Origin of the sequence: Mucilaginibacter terrae, assembly GCF_031951985.1 — a bacterium.
Taxonomy (GTDB): Bacteria; Bacteroidota; Bacteroidia; order Sphingobacteriales; family Sphingobacteriaceae; genus Mucilaginibacter; species Mucilaginibacter terrae_A.
This window is the reverse complement of the sequence record NZ_JAVLVU010000001.1, coordinates 639,881-657,550: the sequence shown is the minus strand read 5'-3', so window position 1 is coordinate 657,550 and position 17,670 is coordinate 639,881. Positions and strand designations below refer to the sequence as shown.

The following is a 17,670-nucleotide window of genomic DNA, read 5'->3' as shown; positions in this document are numbered from 1 at the left end:
TTAAATTATGATATTAAGCCGTAAAATCATAGTCCTGGTTTTATTAGCGTTGTTTACCGCACCTTTAGCCTTTGGGCAATCCGAAGCCCTGAAGGTGGTGGTAAACAATCTGGCTTATTACCGCCAAAAAGGAGAGATCAAGTATCTTTCTAACGCTAAAAAATCTGTTGATAGCTTGATCAAGACTAAGTCAGACTCGGCTAATCTTGATAAGAATATTTATAAGGCCATTGTCTACTCCAGCATTGCCTACATCGATTCGACTAATAAATTAGGTACCCCGGCCGATTTTTTTAACAAAACGGTTTCCCTTGTAAATCGCCTTTCAGAAAATAAAAGAATTTATAAATACCAAACTGAGCTCGATTTTTCTAAGCGATGTTTAGCTAACGTTTACATTCGTAACGGTTTTGACCAAATAAAACGTCTGGATTTTAATTCGGCTGTGCAGTCTTTTAAAAATGCGCAGGTGTATTCGCCTAAGTTCGGGCAAATTAATGCTTATATAGCTTATGCCAATACCCGTGCCGGTAACCTTAACGAGGCGGTAAAGTTTTACAACACACTGCTTACGCCTGATAGTGTTAAAACTGAGTATGTAGTTGCCGCTGAAAACATCTACAAAACCATGGGCGATACTGCAAAAGCCCTCGAGGTGTTGCAGAAAGGTAAAAAACTACTTCCGTCCGAAAAAAGCTTTTTACTGGAAGAAGCTAATATTTATAATAACCAAAAAAATTACAAGGAATTAGAGCCTTTATTAAAAGATCTTTTAGATGCTTACAACACTAATGCTGATGTATTTTTTATAGCAGGTACCTGTTACGACCATTTAAAAGATTACAACAGGGCCGAATCAATGTACCTTAGGGCAATTGACTTAAACAGCAGCGCTTATGATCCTGTGTTTAATTTGGGGCTACTGTATTTAAAACAAGCTGCAAATAAAAAAGGGGAGGAGGCAAGCACAAGTCTTGATCGTTCGGCGCAGTGGCTTAAAAAGGCATATGAAATGGCTCCAAAAAACGTTAATACATTAAAGCTTTTGCAACTTATATATGCAAAAAGTGGTAACGACGTTCAATTGAACAACATAAACAACAAATTGCAACAGTTAAATTAACCAAGACAGATCTATGAAAATTAAATTTTTGATAGCAGGTACCTTAAGCCTGTTTTCGGCATCGATGGTGTTTGCTCAAAAAGGAGAGGTGAGCACCGCGCAAAGTGAGTATGACAAATATGAAACCATGCGTCAAAACAAAGCCATGGCCGCACTGGCACGCACCAGCATCAATACCGCAAAAACATCAATTGATAAAGCTGCTGTAAATGAAAAAACAGCTACTTTGCCTCAAACATACGCTTTAAAGGGGGCTATTTATGGTGCATTAGCTTATAATGATACCGTTGCTACAACTTCATTGCCGTTGTATACAACTGCAGTTGAGGCACTGAAAAAAGCAAAAGAAACAGATACAAAAGGTGAGTACAAACGGTTAACTGACGCAGGTAACCAATATATTGCCTACTATTCGCTTAATAAAGGTGTAAAAGATTTTCAGGCTAAAAACTTTGAAGAAGCGTATAAAGCATTTGATTCATATCGTACTCAATATCCTGAAGATACCACAGCTATTTATTACACTGGTTTAGCAGCTATCAATGCTAAAAACATTCCGGTTGCAATTAGCAATTATAAAAAATTGGTTACTACTAATTATAGCCGCAGAGCCGATATTTATTCAGATCTATCGAACCTGTATTTAATGACAAAGGATACTACTGCTGCATTAAACACGGTTAGCGAAGGTGTTACTAAGTTTCCTGACAATGCAACATTACGTGGTCGTGAAGTAGAAATTGCTTTACAACAAGGTAAAGCAACAGAATTTGTTGAAAAAATTCAGGCTGCAATTAATAACAAACCAACTGATAAAAATTTGCATTTTTACTCGGGTATTGCTTACGGTAAAATAGGTGAAGCTAAAGAAAAAGAAGCCAAAGCTGCTAAAGACCCGGCCGCTAAAGCTGCTGCCATTAAAGCAAAAAACGAAGCATTTGAGAAAGCTGCTGCTGCATACGCTAAAGCTGTTGAGCTTGATCCTAATTACTTTGAGGCTAACTTGAACATGGGTTATATTTTAATGAGCCCGGCAGTTGACGATTACAACACTGCCAACAAATTACCTATGACCAAACAGAAAGAATTTAATGCCATGATGGCTAAGGTTACTGCCGCTGCAGATAGAGCTAAACCATATTTGGAGAAAGCAGTACAACTTAAACCAGATGACGCAAGTGCTTTAGGTAACTTACGCAACTATTATATCATCAAAAAAGATACAGCTAAAATGACTGAGCTGAAAAAGAAAATTGATGCATTAAAATAACAATAAGAAAGGCTCTCAAAAGGAGCCTTTCTTATTGTTGCAATTACTTAACATAATAAATATTATTGGAATAATTTATTTAAAGAAAAAGGTACAATTATTTGTTATGTTCCTTTAGTAACTTTTGGATTTTACTTAATTGATTTAGCAATAGCTTGAGCCGAATCTTGATGCATTTTTAAAACAGGTAATGTTTTCTTTGCAAAATTTCTTACAGCTTTAGTATGATTGCCTGTAGCATCTTCAAACATTCTTATAGTAGTGTCATTGTCATTAACCATCATATTTATATATGCTACATCAAATGCTTGTCCCTGTAATTCTGCTATGCTATCGAGCATGTTTTGATGGCTTAGCTCAATAATAGTGTCACTAAAGGTTATATACTTTTTATCAGCCAGTTTTTTCAACTCACTGTCGGCTGTAGAATGATCAACGATTATCATTTTGGCAAAACCCAAAACCCGTGGATTTTTAGAATTTGCCTGGGCAATTTTGGCTGCTTTTATTTCAGCTAAACCAGTTTTGTAAGTACTCTTGATAAAATCAAGCGCCTGGTCATCGACAGTAGTTTGCTCGTTGTAATTTTTCGCTCTTTTGTTGTCGTTACATGATGTTGCAACCGACAAAGCAAGTAAAGCAAAAGCGCTTAAATAAAGTGTTCTTCTCATTTTAAAACAGTTAACGGTTTATATAACTACGGGTGGGCAGTTTTTTGATAACTAATTAAAATAATAACAATATTTAAGCGCTTTAGATTTTACTATATTTAATTATTTAAGCCAAATTACGGCCCGCATTTACAATGCCATAAACGGTACGTATAACTAACTTGCTATAAGCACTTTTCAACTCCTCGTCTTGTGTGTTTTTCATTTTTTCCAAAGCATAATGCTGCACCACAACCAATGGTAACACAATACGCTCACGCATGGCAATTGAACGTTTATCGATCGGTGATTCCTGCATCAATTCTTCTGTTCCGGTTAGCTCAAGCACGTTTGCTTTGGTAAGATCATACTCGCTTTTCAAAATCTTCCAAAACTCGCCATACTGCTCATGATGCTCTAAGTGTGCGGTAATACGGAAATCTGATTTCGACATCGACATCATGCTGTTATCAATCATGGTTTTAAAGAAACCTGATGATTTGTATAGGTCAACCGCTTCCTGCCATTTGCCCGAGTCTTTAGCTTTTTGCAAGGCCGAACCCACACCAAAAAAGCCTGGGACGTTTTGCTTCATCTGGCTCCATGAGGTTACAAAACTAATGGCACGCAAATCTTCCAGTTTTAACGGCGCACCAGCATTACGCTTTGTTGGCCTGCTGCTGATATTAATATTCGACAATAGTTTTAGCGGACTCATGTTTTCCAAGTACTGTGTAAATACCGGATGCTTGCGTAAAGCCATGAACTTCTCAAAGCTTTCGTTAGCCATAGTACTGATGAGGCTTTTGTGGTTATCATCCAGTAGATCGCGATGGTTTGGATGTAATGCCGAAGTTACGCCGGCGTTTACCAACTGCTCGATGTTGTATTTAGCCGTTTCGATCGAGCCATATTGCGAACTTACTGTTTGGCCTTGAATGGTTAGTTGTATATGATCATTGGCGATCTCTTTACCCATGGCTGCATAAAAACGGTGTGTTTTACCGCCTCCGCGTGCCGGTGGCCCCCCTCTCCCATCAAAAAACGCCAGTTCAATGTCGTACTTTTTGGTGATAGCAGTCAGTTCAACTTTAGCCTGGTAAATAGACCAGTTGGCCATCAGGTAGCCACCATCCTTGGTACTGTCCGAAAAGCCCAACATGATCATCTGGCGGTTACCGCGTCTTTTCAAATGTTCCTTGTAAACCGGGTGCGAGTAAAGTTTTTCCATTACATCGGCCGCATGTTTAAGGTCATTCACGGTTTCAAACAATGGCATAAAGTCGATGGTCAGATCATCTTTTGTCCAGCCGCACCATAAAAACAGATTCATCAACTGTAAAATATCCGAAGCTTGCTGGCAGTTGCTGATGATGTATCGATGGCATGCTTTTTCGCCGTTTTGCCGTTGAATTTGGTGCATCAGGCGTATGGTACACAGCGTATCATTGATCATCGGGTCGGCACCTTTGGCGGGTTCCTCATCACATGGAAAATCAAACTCATTAAAGCTAATGAGTTTCAACTTTTCATCTTCGCTTAACTCTTCCCATTTGTCGGTTGGTAAGCCGTTGTTTAGCTCTTTTTGGTTGAGACCAAACTGAAATACACTTCGCAGCACACGGCTGTCCTGCCTTATATCTAACGAGGCAAAGTAACAACCGTATAATTTTATCTTGAGTGCAAAATCATCTATGATCTCAACAAATATGCTGTCGTGGTCTTCAACCAGTGTGTTTTTAATACTTTCCAGTAAATCTATCATTTCCTGCTGCAGGTCGCTGGCATCAGGCTGCGGGTTAAAGGCGTTCACATAAAGTATATCACCAAGTTTACCCATAGCTTCTTCAACCCCACGGAAAGTTATGCGCCGTTTAAGGTTACGGTAATCGCGGTAGTAACATCTGAATATGATCTGGCGTAAGGTATAAGCCACCTTACGGGTTGAATCCGTTTTCACGTTCGGGTTGCCATCGCGGTCGCCACCCGGCCAAAAGCCTAATTCAAATATTTGATGCAATAATTCGCCCGTACCAAATTCTTCGTTGAGTTTGGTTTGTATATCGGCCAGTGCATAGTAAAATACATGCTCCAAAAACCATATCAGGCTTATAGCTTCATCAACCGGTGTTGGCGAGGTTTTATTAAAGAATGGTGTTTTGCCTAACTGTTGCAATAACAGGTTCACTGTCGAAATATCATTAGCTTTTAATGCCTCTATCAAATCGGTCATGATGGTGAGCACCGTACCCGGATAAAACTGCGTTGGATGCGCAGTTAATACAAGGCGTAGTGAGAAATTGCGCAGCTTCTCGGCAATTTTCTCACGCATATCATCATCACTTGCAACCTGTTGCAGTAACCCATTTAAAGTTCCGCTATCATCAGTACGAGGTATTTTGCCAAATGAGGCATCCTCAACCGCATCAAATAAAACTACCTGCCGCTCTATGTATTGAATAAACCTGAAAAGACGGTTTACCTGCTCACGCTCGTCAACTCCGGGTACACGCTCTTCAAAAAATGAATCGATAATTTCAGTTGGAGATTTTAACTGAGCTACCCCCTTTTCGCAGTGCGAACTAAAAAACGGCAATAAAATACCGGTGTCTTTTACCTGGTAAAAGGGTAAAGTTAAAAACAAACTATTATACAACTCAAACCTGGTTACTACCTCCTGGTTGAATAATGCTAAGCGCTGAGCCGAATGTTTTGATGAAGACATATATGCGTAAATAGATATTTTACAAGGTACACGAACTTGTAATTACGGCGTTAAAATACACATCTTAACGGTAAAACATGAAACCAACCGTATAATTTATAGTTATTTAGTAGACTTTATATTAATTATACAACATGCACCATACTTTTCTACTTTTGTGGCGTATATTCAGCACTCTCTGTTAAACCTGATGTCTATCCAAAGCCGCGAAATAAAGACCTTCTTTTTTAGCCAGTATTTCTCTGACGGACTGCGCATTAGCGCCGGATTGCTCCTGCCTGCGGTAATTTTTGCGCAGTTTGATATGCTGCAAACCGGCCTTACCATATCATTAGGCGCAGCTTGCATGAGTGTGTTAGATACGCCGGGGCCGGTTATGCATAAGCGTAATGCCATGCTTATTGGCAATGCTTTGGTGTTTTTAGTGGCTATGCTCACCGGTTTTGCACGCTTTAATTTATGGTGCCTGGGTATTGAGGTTACACTCTTAACGTTTATATGCTCATTTTTGGTGGTATACGGTAACCGGGCCGCGGCTATTGGAACTGCCGGGCTACTGGCCATGATATTTGTGATGGACAAGGCACTTAAACCGCAGGATATACTTTCATACAGTTTAACGGTATCCTCAGGCGGGATATGGTACATGCTTTGGAGCCTGATATTTTTTGGTATACGCCCCTACCGCGCTGCACAACAGGCCTTGGGCGAAAACATAAGTGACATAGTAAGCTACCTGCGCATTAAAGCCGATTTTTATTTGCCCGAAACTGATATAGACGAGAATTACAAAAAACTGGTTTTAAAGCAAATTCAGGTTAGCCAGCACCAGGATGCCGTGCGGGAAATGCTATTTAAAAGCAGGCTCGTAGTGCGCGAATCAACCAACTACAGCCGTATGCTGGTGCTTACCTTTGTTGATTTGGTTGACCTGTTTGAACAAATTATGGCCACGCATTACGATTACAATCACATGCGTGAGCAATATGCCGATACCGGAATACTGGAAGATATTGGCAAGATGCTGCACCGAATGGGCGATGAACTGGATAACATTGGGTATGCCGTATTATCAAATACATCGTACCATACCAGCGTGCGTTTTTTGCCACAACTTGAAGAACTCAAAACGCGGATAGATGCCATTGGCAGCGAGGGAAGTTCGGGCAGCAACATGGCACTCAAAAAAGTGCTCATTAACCTGCGCGACCTGAATCAGAAAATCATCAATATTTACCGTTACCATAAAACACGTACAGCTAAAAAGCTTATTAAAAATCCGCACCAGGTAGAGTACAACAAGTTTGTAGAACATCAGGATTATTCGCCCCGGGTACTGCTTGATAACTTAACATTTGAATCATCAACATTCAGGTTTGCGCTAAGGGTGTCTTTAGTATGCCTGGTGGGTTTTTTAATTACCAAAAGCCCCATGCTGCTGCATTTTATAAATACAGTAAGCGGGCGTAAAATAAGCTTTGGTCAGCATAGTTACTGGGTAATATTAACCATTATTGTAATTGTTAAACCGGCTTTCAGCTTATCAAAACAGCGTAATTACCAGCGTTTATTTGGCACCATAGGCGGCGGTTTGGTTGGTGTTGCCATTTTAACATTCATACATAATGATACTGCCCAGTTTTTAATATTGGCTGTGCTCATGGTAGGAGCCTATAGTTTTATGCGTACAAATTACGTAGTTGCCGTTACTTTAATGACACCCTATGTGCTCATTTTATTCAAGTTTTTAGGTGTTGGGCATCTCAATATTTTTGAAGAACGTATTATTGATACCATTATTGGTTCGGCAATTGCATTAGGTGCTAATTATTTTTTGTTCCCATCATGGGAGTCGGAGCAACTGAAAGAGGTTTCGCACGAAATGCTGACAGCCAATACAGGGTATCTCCTAAAAATTGCCGAAACCATAAGCGGAGTACCTGTTAGTACTACCGAGTATAAACTGGCGCGTAAAGAGGTTTACATTAAATCGGCAAACTTGGCGGCGGCTTTTGAACGCATGACCTCGGAACCGAAAAGCAGGCAGCAAAAGGTAAAAGATCTGCATAAATTTGTGGTGCTTAACCACATCTTATCATCTTATATAGCTACTATGGCTTCAACCGTTGCGGGTAAGGATGTACACCGCACCAAGGCCGACATCTTAAAGCTAATGCGGAGAAGCATCACCGTACTCAACGAAAGCTCTAAGAAACTGGGTGGCAAAATAATGGATTTTACCGGCGAGAAAAACACTGCCGAAACCCCGGAATTAAAAGACCTTAATGCTGACGAAAATCTGTTGAAAGAGCAATTAGGTTTTGTGCAAAAAATAAGTGCCGACATTGCCAAGACCACCGATAATTTGCTGCTACAATAACTCGTTAGCAAGGTTAGCCAGTTCGCTACGTTCGCCTTTGTGCAGGGTGATGTGTGCGTATAAAGGGTGATTTTTGGCCTTATCTATCAGGTATGATAGCCCGTTACTCTCGGCATCAAGGTATGGAGTATCAATTTGGTAAATATCTCCTGTAAAAACCACTTTGCTATTTTCACCTGCGCGGGATATAATGGTTTTCACCTCATGCGGGGTAAGATTTTGCGCCTCATCCACAATAAAGAATATCTTGGTCAAAGTACGCCCACGTATGAAAGCCAGCGGTGTGATAGAAATTTTATCGGTGGTTACCAGTTCGTCTATTTTGTGCTGTGTCTTTTCATCACCAGCAAACTGGTCTTTTAAAAATCGCAGGTTATCCCATATTGGGGCCATGTAAGGATCAATCTTTGATTTAGCGTCGCCGGGCAGGTAGCCAATTTCCTTATTCCCTAACGGGATGGTTGGCCGGGTAACATATATTTGGCGGTAGTTTTTGCGCAATTCTAAAGCAGCAGCCAGCGCTAACAAAGTTTTACCGGTACCGGCATTGCCCTGTATGGTTACCAACTTAATATCATCATTCAGCAAGGCATGTAATGCGTAAGATTGCTCTATACTTTTGGGCTTGATGCTAAAAGCTGTTGGTTCATCTATCTTTTGTATGAAGCCGGTTTGTTGGTTGTAAAATCCATAGGCCGTCGATTTTTTCCCCTCGAGCGAGTAGAACAGGTTGCCCGGAGGCGCGGGTATATTAAAAGTTTCGAGGGGTACGGTAAGGTATTTTCCAAATGAGGCAAGGGCCTTTTCGGTAACCTTGCTCACATGCGTACGCCCTGTATAAAGTTCTTCAAGGTTTTTTACCTTGCCGGTTTCGTAATCTTCGGCATACAGGTTGAGTGATTTGGCTTTTAACCGCAGGCAAATATCTTTTGATACCAGGATCACTTTTTTATCAGGATGATCCTGCTGTAAGCCTAAAGCGGCATTTAATATTCGGTGATCGATCTTATTACTTCCAAAAACCTTTTCGGCATCATTGCTAATGCTGGCATTATCCATGATTACCTTAAAACTGCCCTTGGTTTTACCGTTGAGCGGTTGCCAGTCGTTTAGTAAGGCATTTTGCGAATACTCATCCATTAAGCGGATAAAGCCGCGTGCCTCAAAGTTGCGGGTATCATTCCCCGTTTTCATGTTATCCAGTTCTTCGAGCACCTGAATGGGAATAGCCACATCATGCTCCTGAAAGTTTTCAAAAGCATTGTGGTCGTACAAAATAACAGAAGTGTCGAGAACAAATATTTTCTTAGCGCCGTTTGCCGGCCTGCTTCTACCCTCTTTACTCATTTTAGTAAATGTAGGTATTTTGAAGTTTTAAATGGAGCCAAAAACGTATTTTGTGGCATGCAAAATACCTACTTTGATCAGGAAACTTATGAAACGGAAATAGCTCTGGAAGTAAATGAAGATGTGTTGAGCCGGATTTATAGCGACGGAATTACGAACACAGACATGTTACCTGTTGAGTTTTTCTTTTTGACAGATACTGAAGAAAAAGCTTTGGAACTAAAAGAGTGCTTCCTGCAAAATTATCCTGACTATTCAGATTTGGAAATATTAAATTATGACGGAGATATCGAAATACGTGGAGTATCAATACCAATTGAAATGAATTTGAATACAATAAATATCTGGAATATTGAAATGTGGGATTTGGGTTACCAATTTGATTGCCGATTAGATGGCTGGCAGGTCCAAAGTTCATAACCCCCTATAAAAAACGAAAACGGAAGTGCCCACAGTTACGTTTCTTCTTCCGTTTTCTTAACTCCTAACATTAGCCGTAGCCACCGCTAAAAGCATTAAGTACGATTTGTGTATTTTAACCGACCGGCTCTCTGTTTCCACCCTGCTTAATTAACTCTCGTCAATAAAACACCGGCGCTTACTCCTTCCAATCATCACCGTTTAATCTTCACTCCTCTCCGTAGAGATTCATGATAATTTTAATGATACCCCTTGTTCAACTTTTTCAACCGGTAACCATTACATTTGCTTTCGCTCCTGCACCGCTCTTCCTGTTATAATTGAGAGAATTTCCCATGATCTTTAGCTCTTCCGAAGATTCGCCCGATTCATTTTCCGTTTCCCGAGGCTGTCAAAGTACGTCGTTCTTAATAATACTAAGATAGCTTGCTACCCTATTCGTGTCAATACCATTGTGATATTTATTATAAACACTTTATTAACAAGTGCTTGCAGGTTATTAACCTGCAAATATTTCATTTAAAGCAAATGGAGGTATTTTTATTGTAAAACAAAATACATTATTAACAATCAGGTTATTAACATTTTTACCTGTTTGAGCGATTTTTGTAAAATGTTAAATGCTTATTTTTTAATAAATGCCAATGTCCATGAAAAAATTACGGCCGAAATAATGAGCGCGGTTATCGCAAGTTCAACTGACTTGTTCATAAAATACCCCAAGTAAACACCCCATAAACCAGAAGCAATATAGGCCAGAGCAAAAGCACCTAAAGCTAACCGATTGAGCGGCTTGGTTATTCCGCCTGATATGTATACAGGTATAGTAGTGAGTAAAAAAGCAAATGCCATTAATAAAAAACTGCCATGCAGCATCAATCCTGCCGCAAGCGATAATAAACCTAAAGTAAAAACAGCAATATTAATGCGGGTGAGCATGATGGTGCGCGGCTTCATGAGGTAGCGGCCGTACTTGTCAAAATAAATGATCATATCGCTAAGCGGCCCGGTAAACCACGTCCAAAAAACGAAGATGAGGTATGGGATAGATAGTATAGGTACAACCTTAACGATGAGTACCAAACCTATAATAAAGCCCCAGCGATATTTGCTGTTAATTTCGTCTAACCAGTATGAAAACTGCAACAGTTTACGGTAAAACCAATTGGTTGATTTAATAGCTTGCAGCATACCGGTGCGTGCAAAATCATATTCAGGATCAGCATTCAGCGCAGCTGCAAAATGCTCTTTGGCCTTACGCGCATCACCCTGGCGCAGGTAATAATAACCGGTGTTGGCTTGTGTAAGCTCATTCTCGGGGTCGTCGGCCAGCATATTCTCCAGCCTGTTAAATGCCTCTCCCGACAAGCCTGCCCGCGTTTGCGCCATCGACAGCATGTTGTTACACATCGGGTCGTCGGGGTCCAGGTCAAGCCCGCTAAGTGCGGCTTCAATGGCTTCGGTATACTTTTTTTGGTTGATGAAGATCATCGATTTGGTACCAAAAAATGTTGCCGAATACGGATTTAGCCCGATAGCCTGGTCAATTTGCTCTTCGGCTTGCTTATAGTTATCATACTCCAGCGCCACGTGGGCGCTCAGGTAAAACAGAAAATCGTTCTCGGGGTTAAGGCCGATACCTGTATTAATAGACTGCTGGGCATGCTTAAAATCTTTTACCTTTAAATAGGCTGATGCCTGCAGGCTGTATAACTCATCCGAATCAGGATAATCGGTTAGCGCAGCCGAGATCATTTTCAGGGCCATGTCTATCTTGTCCCTGTTAATAAGGTTCTGAATTTGCTGAAATAACTGGTAGTCCATCTTATAAATTCAGGTATGCCTTAATATCATCGTACATGCCCGATGTATTTGAATATAAAGCGTAATTACGCGCGGTATTAAACCACTCTTTGGTAGATGGGCGTACTTTTTTAACCGCATTCAGCACATCGCTTTGGGTAATCTTTTCAATTTTACCCGACCGCATCGATTGACGCAGTTTCTCTTCGGTAGCCAGATCAATTAATAGCTTCAAATCTGCACCGCTAAAGCCATCAGTTTTAGAGGCTATTTTACCGTAATCCATGCTTTCGGCAGGTTTATCGCGCAGCATCATTTCAACTATGGAAGTACGGGCACTCAAATCGGGCGGTGGTACAAATATGATACGGTCAAAGCGGCCCGGTCTCAAAAAAGCCGAATCGATATGCCAGGGCGAATTAGTTGCACCCAGTATCAGTACGCCTTCATTCTTACTGTCAATGCCGTCCATCTCTTGTAAAAACTGGTTGATAAGGTTTCGCCCGGCCGATTGGCGCAAGTCGCTGCGCTTACTGCCCAAGGCATCAATCTCATCAAAAAACATTACACATGGATTGTTCTGCCGGGCTATCTCAAACTTTTCGTGCAGGTTTTTTTCGCTGTTACCTACCCACATATCCAGCACTTCTTCAATGCCTATGTTCATAAACTTCGACGATATTTCGCCCGCAGTAGCCCTTGATAAGTAAGTTTTACCACATCCCGGCGGACCATACATCAATATACCGCCGCCAGCTTTTTTACCAAAGGCCTTAAACAGTTCGGGGTTAGCCAAAGGTTCGATGATCTTGATACGAATATCGTCTTTGATCTCATCCATACCACCTATGTGACTAAAATTGATGTCGGGCTTTTCAATAAAAGCATTGTAATCGTCATCGTCGGGCATTTCAAACGATGGTATTTTCAACTGGCGTTCAATATCAGTATCGTGCCAATTGGGGTATTTAACCATAAAGGCCTGATATTGCGCTATGGCATCCTCGGTATGCCCCGAATCAATTAACAATTGTAGGTATACGGTTAATAATTCGGCATTGTCATTGTTGGGCAGCAATTCTTCGCAAATAATAATACCAGGAGTATAATGTTTTAACTTTAGGTAGCACTTAGCTAAAAGCAGCTTATTCTCATCGGTTGGCTCATAGTTAAGCACAAGATTGAGGTGCTCTTTGGCCCTCTCAAAATCATTAATAGCAAAGTAGCCTTTAGCAACCTGTTTACGCAAAATAATATTATCAGGAGTTATTTCAAGAGCTTTTTCAAGCTCGGTTAACAGTTCTCTGTTCATGTATCAGTAGTTTGGTTGGTATCAATTGATAGAAGAATTAATACTAAACATGCTAAGATATTTATTTAAGCGTACACGGCATGGAAATTTGTATAATTAATAGCTATCCATCATTCCAAAATGTACAGCGGGTTTGTTGTTATCATAAAAATCAGGAATGTTTAAATTATAAATTTTCCCATGATCACGGGCAATTTTTGCAGATTGATTGGCAATCATTGCAAAAGTTTTCACAAAATCATTTCCACTTACCACTTCAGGTTCTTTTGCTTTATAATCTATTTTTGTTGCAATTTCTTTAACAGCTTGCTCTAATTCAGGTTTAAACTCACCATTTAAAATATTTTTTATACCAATCATGCAATCCCTTATGAATAACCATTGCATCCCACCATTGGGAGTCATATATCTTTTTTCATGATCAGGATCAAGGTAAGCATATTGTCCAGCTCTGTCTCTTAGCGTATGTGCTATTAAGTTTCTATTACTGTTAAAGCCAGGCCACATTTTAATAGCTTTCACTTATGGAGAGGAAATTTTTTTAGCTAAGAGAATTCTATCATGATATTGCGACTCTGATTTTACCCCGAAATTATTATTGTATTCTTCTAAAAATGAGCAAGTATTAAGTATACATGAGTGCGAAAGCATGTGATAATTGTCATCATCCCAAATCTTCTTATGTTTATCATAAATAGTGAAGGATTTAGTATAAATAATCTCAGCTTTACGTATTAAAATCCATGAAAAGTAATCCAGAATTATTAATGATTGATACATGTTTTCCATAATGACATTTATTTTTTAATGTTTGATTAAATCTTCTCTGTTAAAAAACGCCAGTAACGTTTCGGCACATGCCGCATGTGAAGCTTAGTGTTTTTACGCGCCGGAATATTTGCGCTTTTAAAATAGTTCTTCCAAAGGTTTTGGTACAACCCTTCATCCTCGGTATAGGTTGAGATCACATTATCGGGCCGGCCGGTGGCAAAATCGAGCGATATAAATTCGAGGTTGTGTAAATCATAATACAAGCCATAATTGCGGCGCATGTCATATATAATCCATTTCTGATCGGCATAACGGTTTTTAAAATGCTTGCCCAGCAGCGGCAATACATTAAAATCGGGTTCAATGGCCGCGTAAAATATGCCATCCTGCAGTTTTTGAAAACGTACAAATGCCTCCATCCGGTGCTTCTCGCGCCGTACCATTCTTATCATTTCCGAAAGGCGCAGCACGTACTTATTCCCATAATCTTCTTCCACATTCTGCTTCGAATCAAATACATACCTGATATAGCCTACCAGCATAATATCCTCATTTTCTATACCGGCCATATGGGCAGCATACAAGCGTTGCATTGCTCCTGCCGATAGCTTTTGCTGCAAACCCTGCAACACCCGCCCTGCACGTTTATTATCGGTAATTACCTTTATTACATCTTCAAACAGAGCCGTGCTTAACCACTCTCCTTTTTGAATTTTAACATGCAGCAGCCTGCGTTCGTAAATCTCGAACACGGCCGTAAGCAACCCCTCAAACGTTCCGTCGTACACCAGCGTGGTCATCTTATTTATCTTTTCTATTTGCAAAGCCCATACTTTGTTTCTCTTATCCTTTTAATCTGTCTCACTCCAGTAATTTCAAGTGCTCCCGAATTTTTTCACAGCAGTTGGCTTTTCTGAGAGTATATGATTGACTCTTTTAGAAATAAGAGGATGATTGTTAACTATCCAACCAAATCAACTACTCACTATTAACCACCTTGGGCGTTACCTCCGGCCCGGGCTATCCGCTGCAAGTCCTCACTCCGCTATGCTGCGTTCCGGGCTTTACGCTACTATCCCTAACGCAAACTGCACTGCCGCTGGTAACAATACTAACCCCCAATTTACAGCTACTGCTCTTTAAGGGACCGAGGTGCGCATCAAAATAAATTCAACTGCGTTACCGAACTCTTTAAATATTTACTTTGCGATTGCGACAATATATATTGCTTAATAGCCGTACCTGTTAAATCGCGCTGCTCAAACTTTGGACTATTGCAGGTAATAAAATACTTGGCCCTATTTAATGCCACCCCAATTTTTTGCAACTGATCCCAGTTGAGTTTACCGTATTGCCGCGCGCTCACAATTTTTTGTGCCGATTGCAGCCCAATGCCCGGCACTCTTAAAATTAATTGCAGGTCGGCCTTATTAATATCAATAGGAAAAACATGCAGGTTACGCAAACCCCAGCTCAGTTTAGGATCAATGTCCAGATCCAGATGCGGGTTTTGCCCGTCAACTATTTCGTTTACTTTAAAACCATAAAAACGCATCAGCCAATCGGCCTGATAAAGGCGGTTTTCGCGCACCATGGGTACGCTGGTATGCAAAGCGGGCAAGCGTTTATCACTCATTACCGGTACATAGCCCGAATAATAAACCCGCTTCATATTAAAGTTTTTATAAAAGTGATTGGCCGTTTGTAAAACCTGTGCGTCGGTTTCGGGCGTGGCACCTATAATAACCTGCGTACTTTGCCCGGCCGGGGCAAACGTTGGCGCTTTTTTAAATAAAGCTTTTTCCTCTTTACGTAGTATAATTTCGTTTTTGAGGAACCCCATGGGCTGGATCATGTCTTTCCGGTTCTTTTCGGGGGCAAGCAGTTTTAAGCCTTCTTCTGTTGGCATTTCGAGGTTTACGCTCAAGCGATCGGCATAAAGTCCGGCTTCACGCATTAACTCATCGCTTGCACCAGGTATGGTTTTTAAATGGATATAGCCATTGAACTTATGTTCGGTGCGTAATTTTTTAGCCACCCGTACCAGCCGTTCCATGGTAAAATCGGCATCCTTAAAAATACCCGAACTCAAAAATAAACCCTCAATATAGTTGCGGCGGTAAAAATTGATGGTCAAATCAACCACTTCCTGCACGGTGAAAGCAGCCCGCTTAATATCATTACTGCTGCGCGACACACAATAAGCGCAATCGAAAATGCAATGATTGGTTAGCAATATTTTAAGTAATGACACACACCGCCCATCCTCTGTATAAGTATGACAAATACCGTTGCTGGCATTACCTAAACCTTTATTTTCATTCTTGCGTTTGCTCCCGCTCGATGCACAAGATACATCGTATTTGGCGGCATCGGCCAGTATATTCAACTTTTCGGTTATCCTTTCCTCATTCATATCAAATCAAAAATACTAATAATTTTAGTATTTTGTTTTAATTACAAATAAAACTTTACCACCTGTAATTGGTTAGTTTTTTAAAAAGAGCATATACCATGGAGAAAGTATACACGGCTGTAGTAACAGCCAAAGGTGGCCGCGACGGCCATATCAAATCGTCAGACGGAGTTATTGATCTCGACCTGCGCAAACCCAAGGAAATGGGCGGCGAAAGTGGTGCTTACACTAACCCCGAGCAATTATTTGCCGGTGCATACGGTGCGTGCTATTTAGGAGCCTTAGGCAGTGTAGCCAAAAAAGATAATATTGATGTAAGTGAAGCAACGGCCGAAGTGCATGTAAGCTTTAATAAAGATGATAACGCTTATGCGCTATCGGCCGAATTACATGTACACATACCCGGTATGAGTTTGGATGAAACACAACAACTGGCTGATAAAGCACACCGTGCATGCCCGTATAGTAAAGCCGTTAGGGGAAATATTGAGGTGAAGGTGCTGGCGGTTTAATAGGCCATTCATTTAAACAACAAAGGCTGTTTATTATATAGAAACAGCCTTTGTTGTTATATAGCAAAAATTACTCTCCGTAAGCTTTTACCACTTGTCTTTGAGTACCTAAACCATCAATGCCTAAGTCGATAACATCGCCTGGTTTAAGGTATACCGGCGGGTTAAAGCCAAGGCCCACACCAGCAGGCGTACCTGTCGAAATTACATCGCCTGGTAACAGAGTCATAAACTGGCTTACATATGAAATTAGGAACGGTATTTTAAAGATAAACGTTTGGGTATTACCAGTTTGCATACGTTTGCCATTTACATCTAACCAAAGGTTAAGGTTATTATCGTCGGCAATTTCATCGGCTGTAGCTAAAAACGGACCAAGCGGTGCAAAGGTATCGCAACCTTTACCTTTGTCCCAAGTGCCGTTACGCTCCAACTGAAACTCGCGTTCCGATACATCATTATGCAATACATAACCTGCTACGTAGCTTGCTGCATCAGCTTCATCTACATAACTGGCTTTTTTGCCAATTACAAAAGCCAGTTCCACTTCCCAATCGGTTTTTACAGAATTTTTAGGGATAACTACATTATCATTAGGACCGGTTAAAGCGGTAGTGCTTTTCATGAAAATAACCGGCTCCGGCGGTATAGGTGCATTGGTTTCTTTAGCGTGATCGGCGTAGTTCAGACCAATACATAATATTTTAGATGGACGGGCAACGGGGCTGCCTAAGCGCTCATCATCGGCTACAACCGGCAAATTGGTACCATGTTCTTCAACAATGGCTTTTAACTTTTCCAGGCCGCCGGTTTCAAAAAACGTTTCATTATAATCAGGAATAAAGCCCGAAACATCATAACGTTTATCATAAATTAAAACGCCGGGTTTTTCCTGGCCCTCATTACCAAATCTTATCAGTTTCATTTGTAGTAATTATATG

The 17,670-nt window shown here is 40.6% G+C and carries 14 protein-coding genes; 5 read left to right on the top strand and 9 right to left on the bottom strand.

Annotated features, from left to right (window positions below; translation table 11 throughout):
- The first annotated feature begins 7 nt into the window (after nucleotides 1-7).
- The gene (locus QE417_RS02745) at nucleotides 8-1,123 is read left to right on the top strand and encodes a tetratricopeptide repeat protein (protein ID WP_311947369.1); all 1,116 of its coding nucleotides are present in this window, start codon (nucleotides 8-10) and stop codon (nucleotides 1,121-1,123) included.
- Nucleotides 1,124-1,136: 13 nt separating this feature from the next.
- Entirely contained in the window at nucleotides 1,137-2,393 is a 1,257-nt protein-coding gene (locus QE417_RS02740) for a tetratricopeptide repeat protein (protein WP_311947368.1), read from the top strand.
- Between the two features lie 131 nt (nucleotides 2,394-2,524).
- Here the strand turns inward: QE417_RS02740 and QE417_RS02735 are convergent, their stop codons facing one another.
- Both QE417_RS02735 and QE417_RS02730 read right to left on the bottom strand, forming a co-directional pair.
- The gene (locus QE417_RS02735) at nucleotides 2,525-3,064 is read right to left on the bottom strand and encodes a DUF4142 domain-containing protein (protein ID WP_311947367.1); all 540 of its coding nucleotides are present in this window, start codon (nucleotides 3,062-3,064) and stop codon (nucleotides 2,525-2,527) included.
- Nucleotides 3,065-3,170: 106 nt separating this feature from the next.
- Nucleotides 3,171-5,768: a phosphoenolpyruvate carboxylase gene (locus QE417_RS02730; protein WP_311947366.1), complete on the bottom strand. Its 2,598-nt coding sequence runs from the start codon at nucleotides 5,766-5,768 to the stop codon at nucleotides 3,171-3,173.
- Nucleotides 5,769-5,958: 190 nt separating this feature from the next.
- Between QE417_RS02730 and QE417_RS02725 the strand changes: the two genes are divergently transcribed.
- Entirely contained in the window at nucleotides 5,959-8,148 is a 2,190-nt protein-coding gene (locus tag QE417_RS02725) for an FUSC family membrane protein (RefSeq protein WP_311947365.1), read from the top strand.
- On the opposite strand, the gene QE417_RS02720 is transcribed toward QE417_RS02725, so the two are convergent.
- Nucleotides 8,140-9,495: a PhoH family protein gene (locus QE417_RS02720; protein WP_311947364.1), complete on the bottom strand. Its 1,356-nt coding sequence runs from the start codon at nucleotides 9,493-9,495 to the stop codon at nucleotides 8,140-8,142. The two genes, QE417_RS02725 and QE417_RS02720, sit on opposite strands and share 9 nt — an antisense overlap.
- 57 nt (nucleotides 9,496-9,552) lie before the next feature.
- On the opposite strand from QE417_RS02720, the gene QE417_RS02715 reads away from it, so the two are divergent.
- Entirely contained in the window at nucleotides 9,553-9,915 is a 363-nt protein-coding gene (locus QE417_RS02715; RefSeq protein WP_311947363.1) for a ribonuclease E inhibitor RraB, read from the top strand.
- 624 nt (nucleotides 9,916-10,539) lie between these two features.
- Here the strand turns inward: QE417_RS02715 and QE417_RS02710 are convergent.
- The 5 genes from QE417_RS02710 to QE417_RS02690 form a co-directional block, all read right to left on the bottom strand.
- Complete coding sequence (locus tag QE417_RS02710; RefSeq protein ID WP_311947362.1) at nucleotides 10,540-11,739, bottom strand: tetratricopeptide repeat protein; 1,200 nt, start codon at nucleotides 11,737-11,739, stop codon at nucleotides 10,540-10,542.
- A gap of 1 nt (nucleotide 11,740) precedes the next feature.
- On the bottom strand, nucleotides 11,741-13,030 hold the full coding sequence (locus QE417_RS02705) for an AAA family ATPase (RefSeq protein ID WP_311947360.1): 1,290 nt from the start codon (nucleotides 13,028-13,030) through the stop codon (nucleotides 11,741-11,743).
- 96 nt (nucleotides 13,031-13,126) lie between these two features.
- Complete coding sequence (locus QE417_RS02700; protein ID WP_311947359.1) at nucleotides 13,127-13,552, bottom strand: hypothetical protein; 426 nt, start codon at nucleotides 13,550-13,552, stop codon at nucleotides 13,127-13,129.
- A 293-nt stretch (nucleotides 13,553-13,845) separates the two neighbouring features.
- Nucleotides 13,846-14,601 (bottom strand): TIGR03915 family putative DNA repair protein, encoded by a 756-nt coding sequence (locus QE417_RS02695; protein ID WP_311947358.1) that lies wholly within the window; start codon nucleotides 14,599-14,601, stop codon nucleotides 13,846-13,848.
- 359 nt (nucleotides 14,602-14,960) lie between these two features.
- Complete coding sequence (locus tag QE417_RS02690; protein WP_311947357.1) at nucleotides 14,961-16,217, bottom strand: putative DNA modification/repair radical SAM protein; 1,257 nt, start codon at nucleotides 16,215-16,217, stop codon at nucleotides 14,961-14,963.
- Nucleotides 16,218-16,315: 98 nt separating this feature from the next.
- On the opposite strand from QE417_RS02690, the gene QE417_RS02685 reads away from it, so the two are divergent.
- Nucleotides 16,316-16,729 carry an organic hydroperoxide resistance protein gene (locus QE417_RS02685; RefSeq protein WP_311947356.1) on the top strand — a complete coding sequence of 138 codons (414 nt, stop codon included), beginning with the start codon at nucleotides 16,316-16,318 and terminating at the stop codon, nucleotides 16,727-16,729.
- Nucleotides 16,730-16,799: 70 nt separating this feature from the next.
- Here QE417_RS02685 and QE417_RS02680 read toward each other — a convergent pair whose 3' ends face one another.
- Nucleotides 16,800-17,654, bottom strand: coding sequence for a fumarylacetoacetate hydrolase family protein (locus QE417_RS02680; RefSeq protein WP_311947355.1), 855 nt, complete (start codon nucleotides 17,652-17,654; stop codon nucleotides 16,800-16,802).
- Between the last annotated feature and the right edge of the window lie 16 nt (nucleotides 17,655-17,670).

Excerpts from the sequence above, each read along its gene's own strand:
- QE417_RS02725 (WP_311947365.1), top strand. The coding sequence starts at position 5,959 with ATGTCTATCCAAAGCCGCGAAATAAAGACCTTCTTTTTTAGCCAGTAT.
- QE417_RS02705 (WP_311947360.1), bottom strand. The coding sequence starts at position 13,030 with ATGAACAGAGAACTGTTAACCGAGCTTGAAAAAGCTCTTGAAATAACT.
- QE417_RS02715 (WP_311947363.1), top strand. The coding sequence starts at position 9,553 with ATGCAAAATACCTACTTTGATCAGGAAACTTATGAAACGGAAATAGCT.
- QE417_RS02695 (WP_311947358.1), bottom strand. The coding sequence starts at position 14,601 with ATGACCACGCTGGTGTACGACGGAACGTTTGAGGGGTTGCTTACGGCC.
- QE417_RS02745 (WP_311947369.1), top strand. The coding sequence starts at position 8 with ATGATATTAAGCCGTAAAATCATAGTCCTGGTTTTATTAGCGTTGTTT.
- QE417_RS02740 (WP_311947368.1), top strand. The coding sequence starts at position 1,137 with ATGAAAATTAAATTTTTGATAGCAGGTACCTTAAGCCTGTTTTCGGCA.
- QE417_RS02685 (WP_311947356.1), top strand. The coding sequence starts at position 16,316 with ATGGAGAAAGTATACACGGCTGTAGTAACAGCCAAAGGTGGCCGCGAC.
- QE417_RS02720 (WP_311947364.1), bottom strand. The coding sequence starts at position 9,495 with ATGAGTAAAGAGGGTAGAAGCAGGCCGGCAAACGGCGCTAAGAAAATA.
- QE417_RS02730 (WP_311947366.1), bottom strand. The coding sequence starts at position 5,768 with ATGTCTTCATCAAAACATTCGGCTCAGCGCTTAGCATTATTCAACCAG.
- QE417_RS02690 (WP_311947357.1), bottom strand. The coding sequence starts at position 16,217 with ATGAATGAGGAAAGGATAACCGAAAAGTTGAATATACTGGCCGATGCC.
- QE417_RS02710 (WP_311947362.1), bottom strand. The coding sequence starts at position 11,739 with ATGGACTACCAGTTATTTCAGCAAATTCAGAACCTTATTAACAGGGAC.
- QE417_RS02680 (WP_311947355.1), bottom strand. The coding sequence starts at position 17,654 with ATGAAACTGATAAGATTTGGTAATGAGGGCCAGGAAAAACCCGGCGTT.
- QE417_RS02735 (WP_311947367.1), bottom strand. The coding sequence starts at position 3,064 with ATGAGAAGAACACTTTATTTAAGCGCTTTTGCTTTACTTGCTTTGTCG.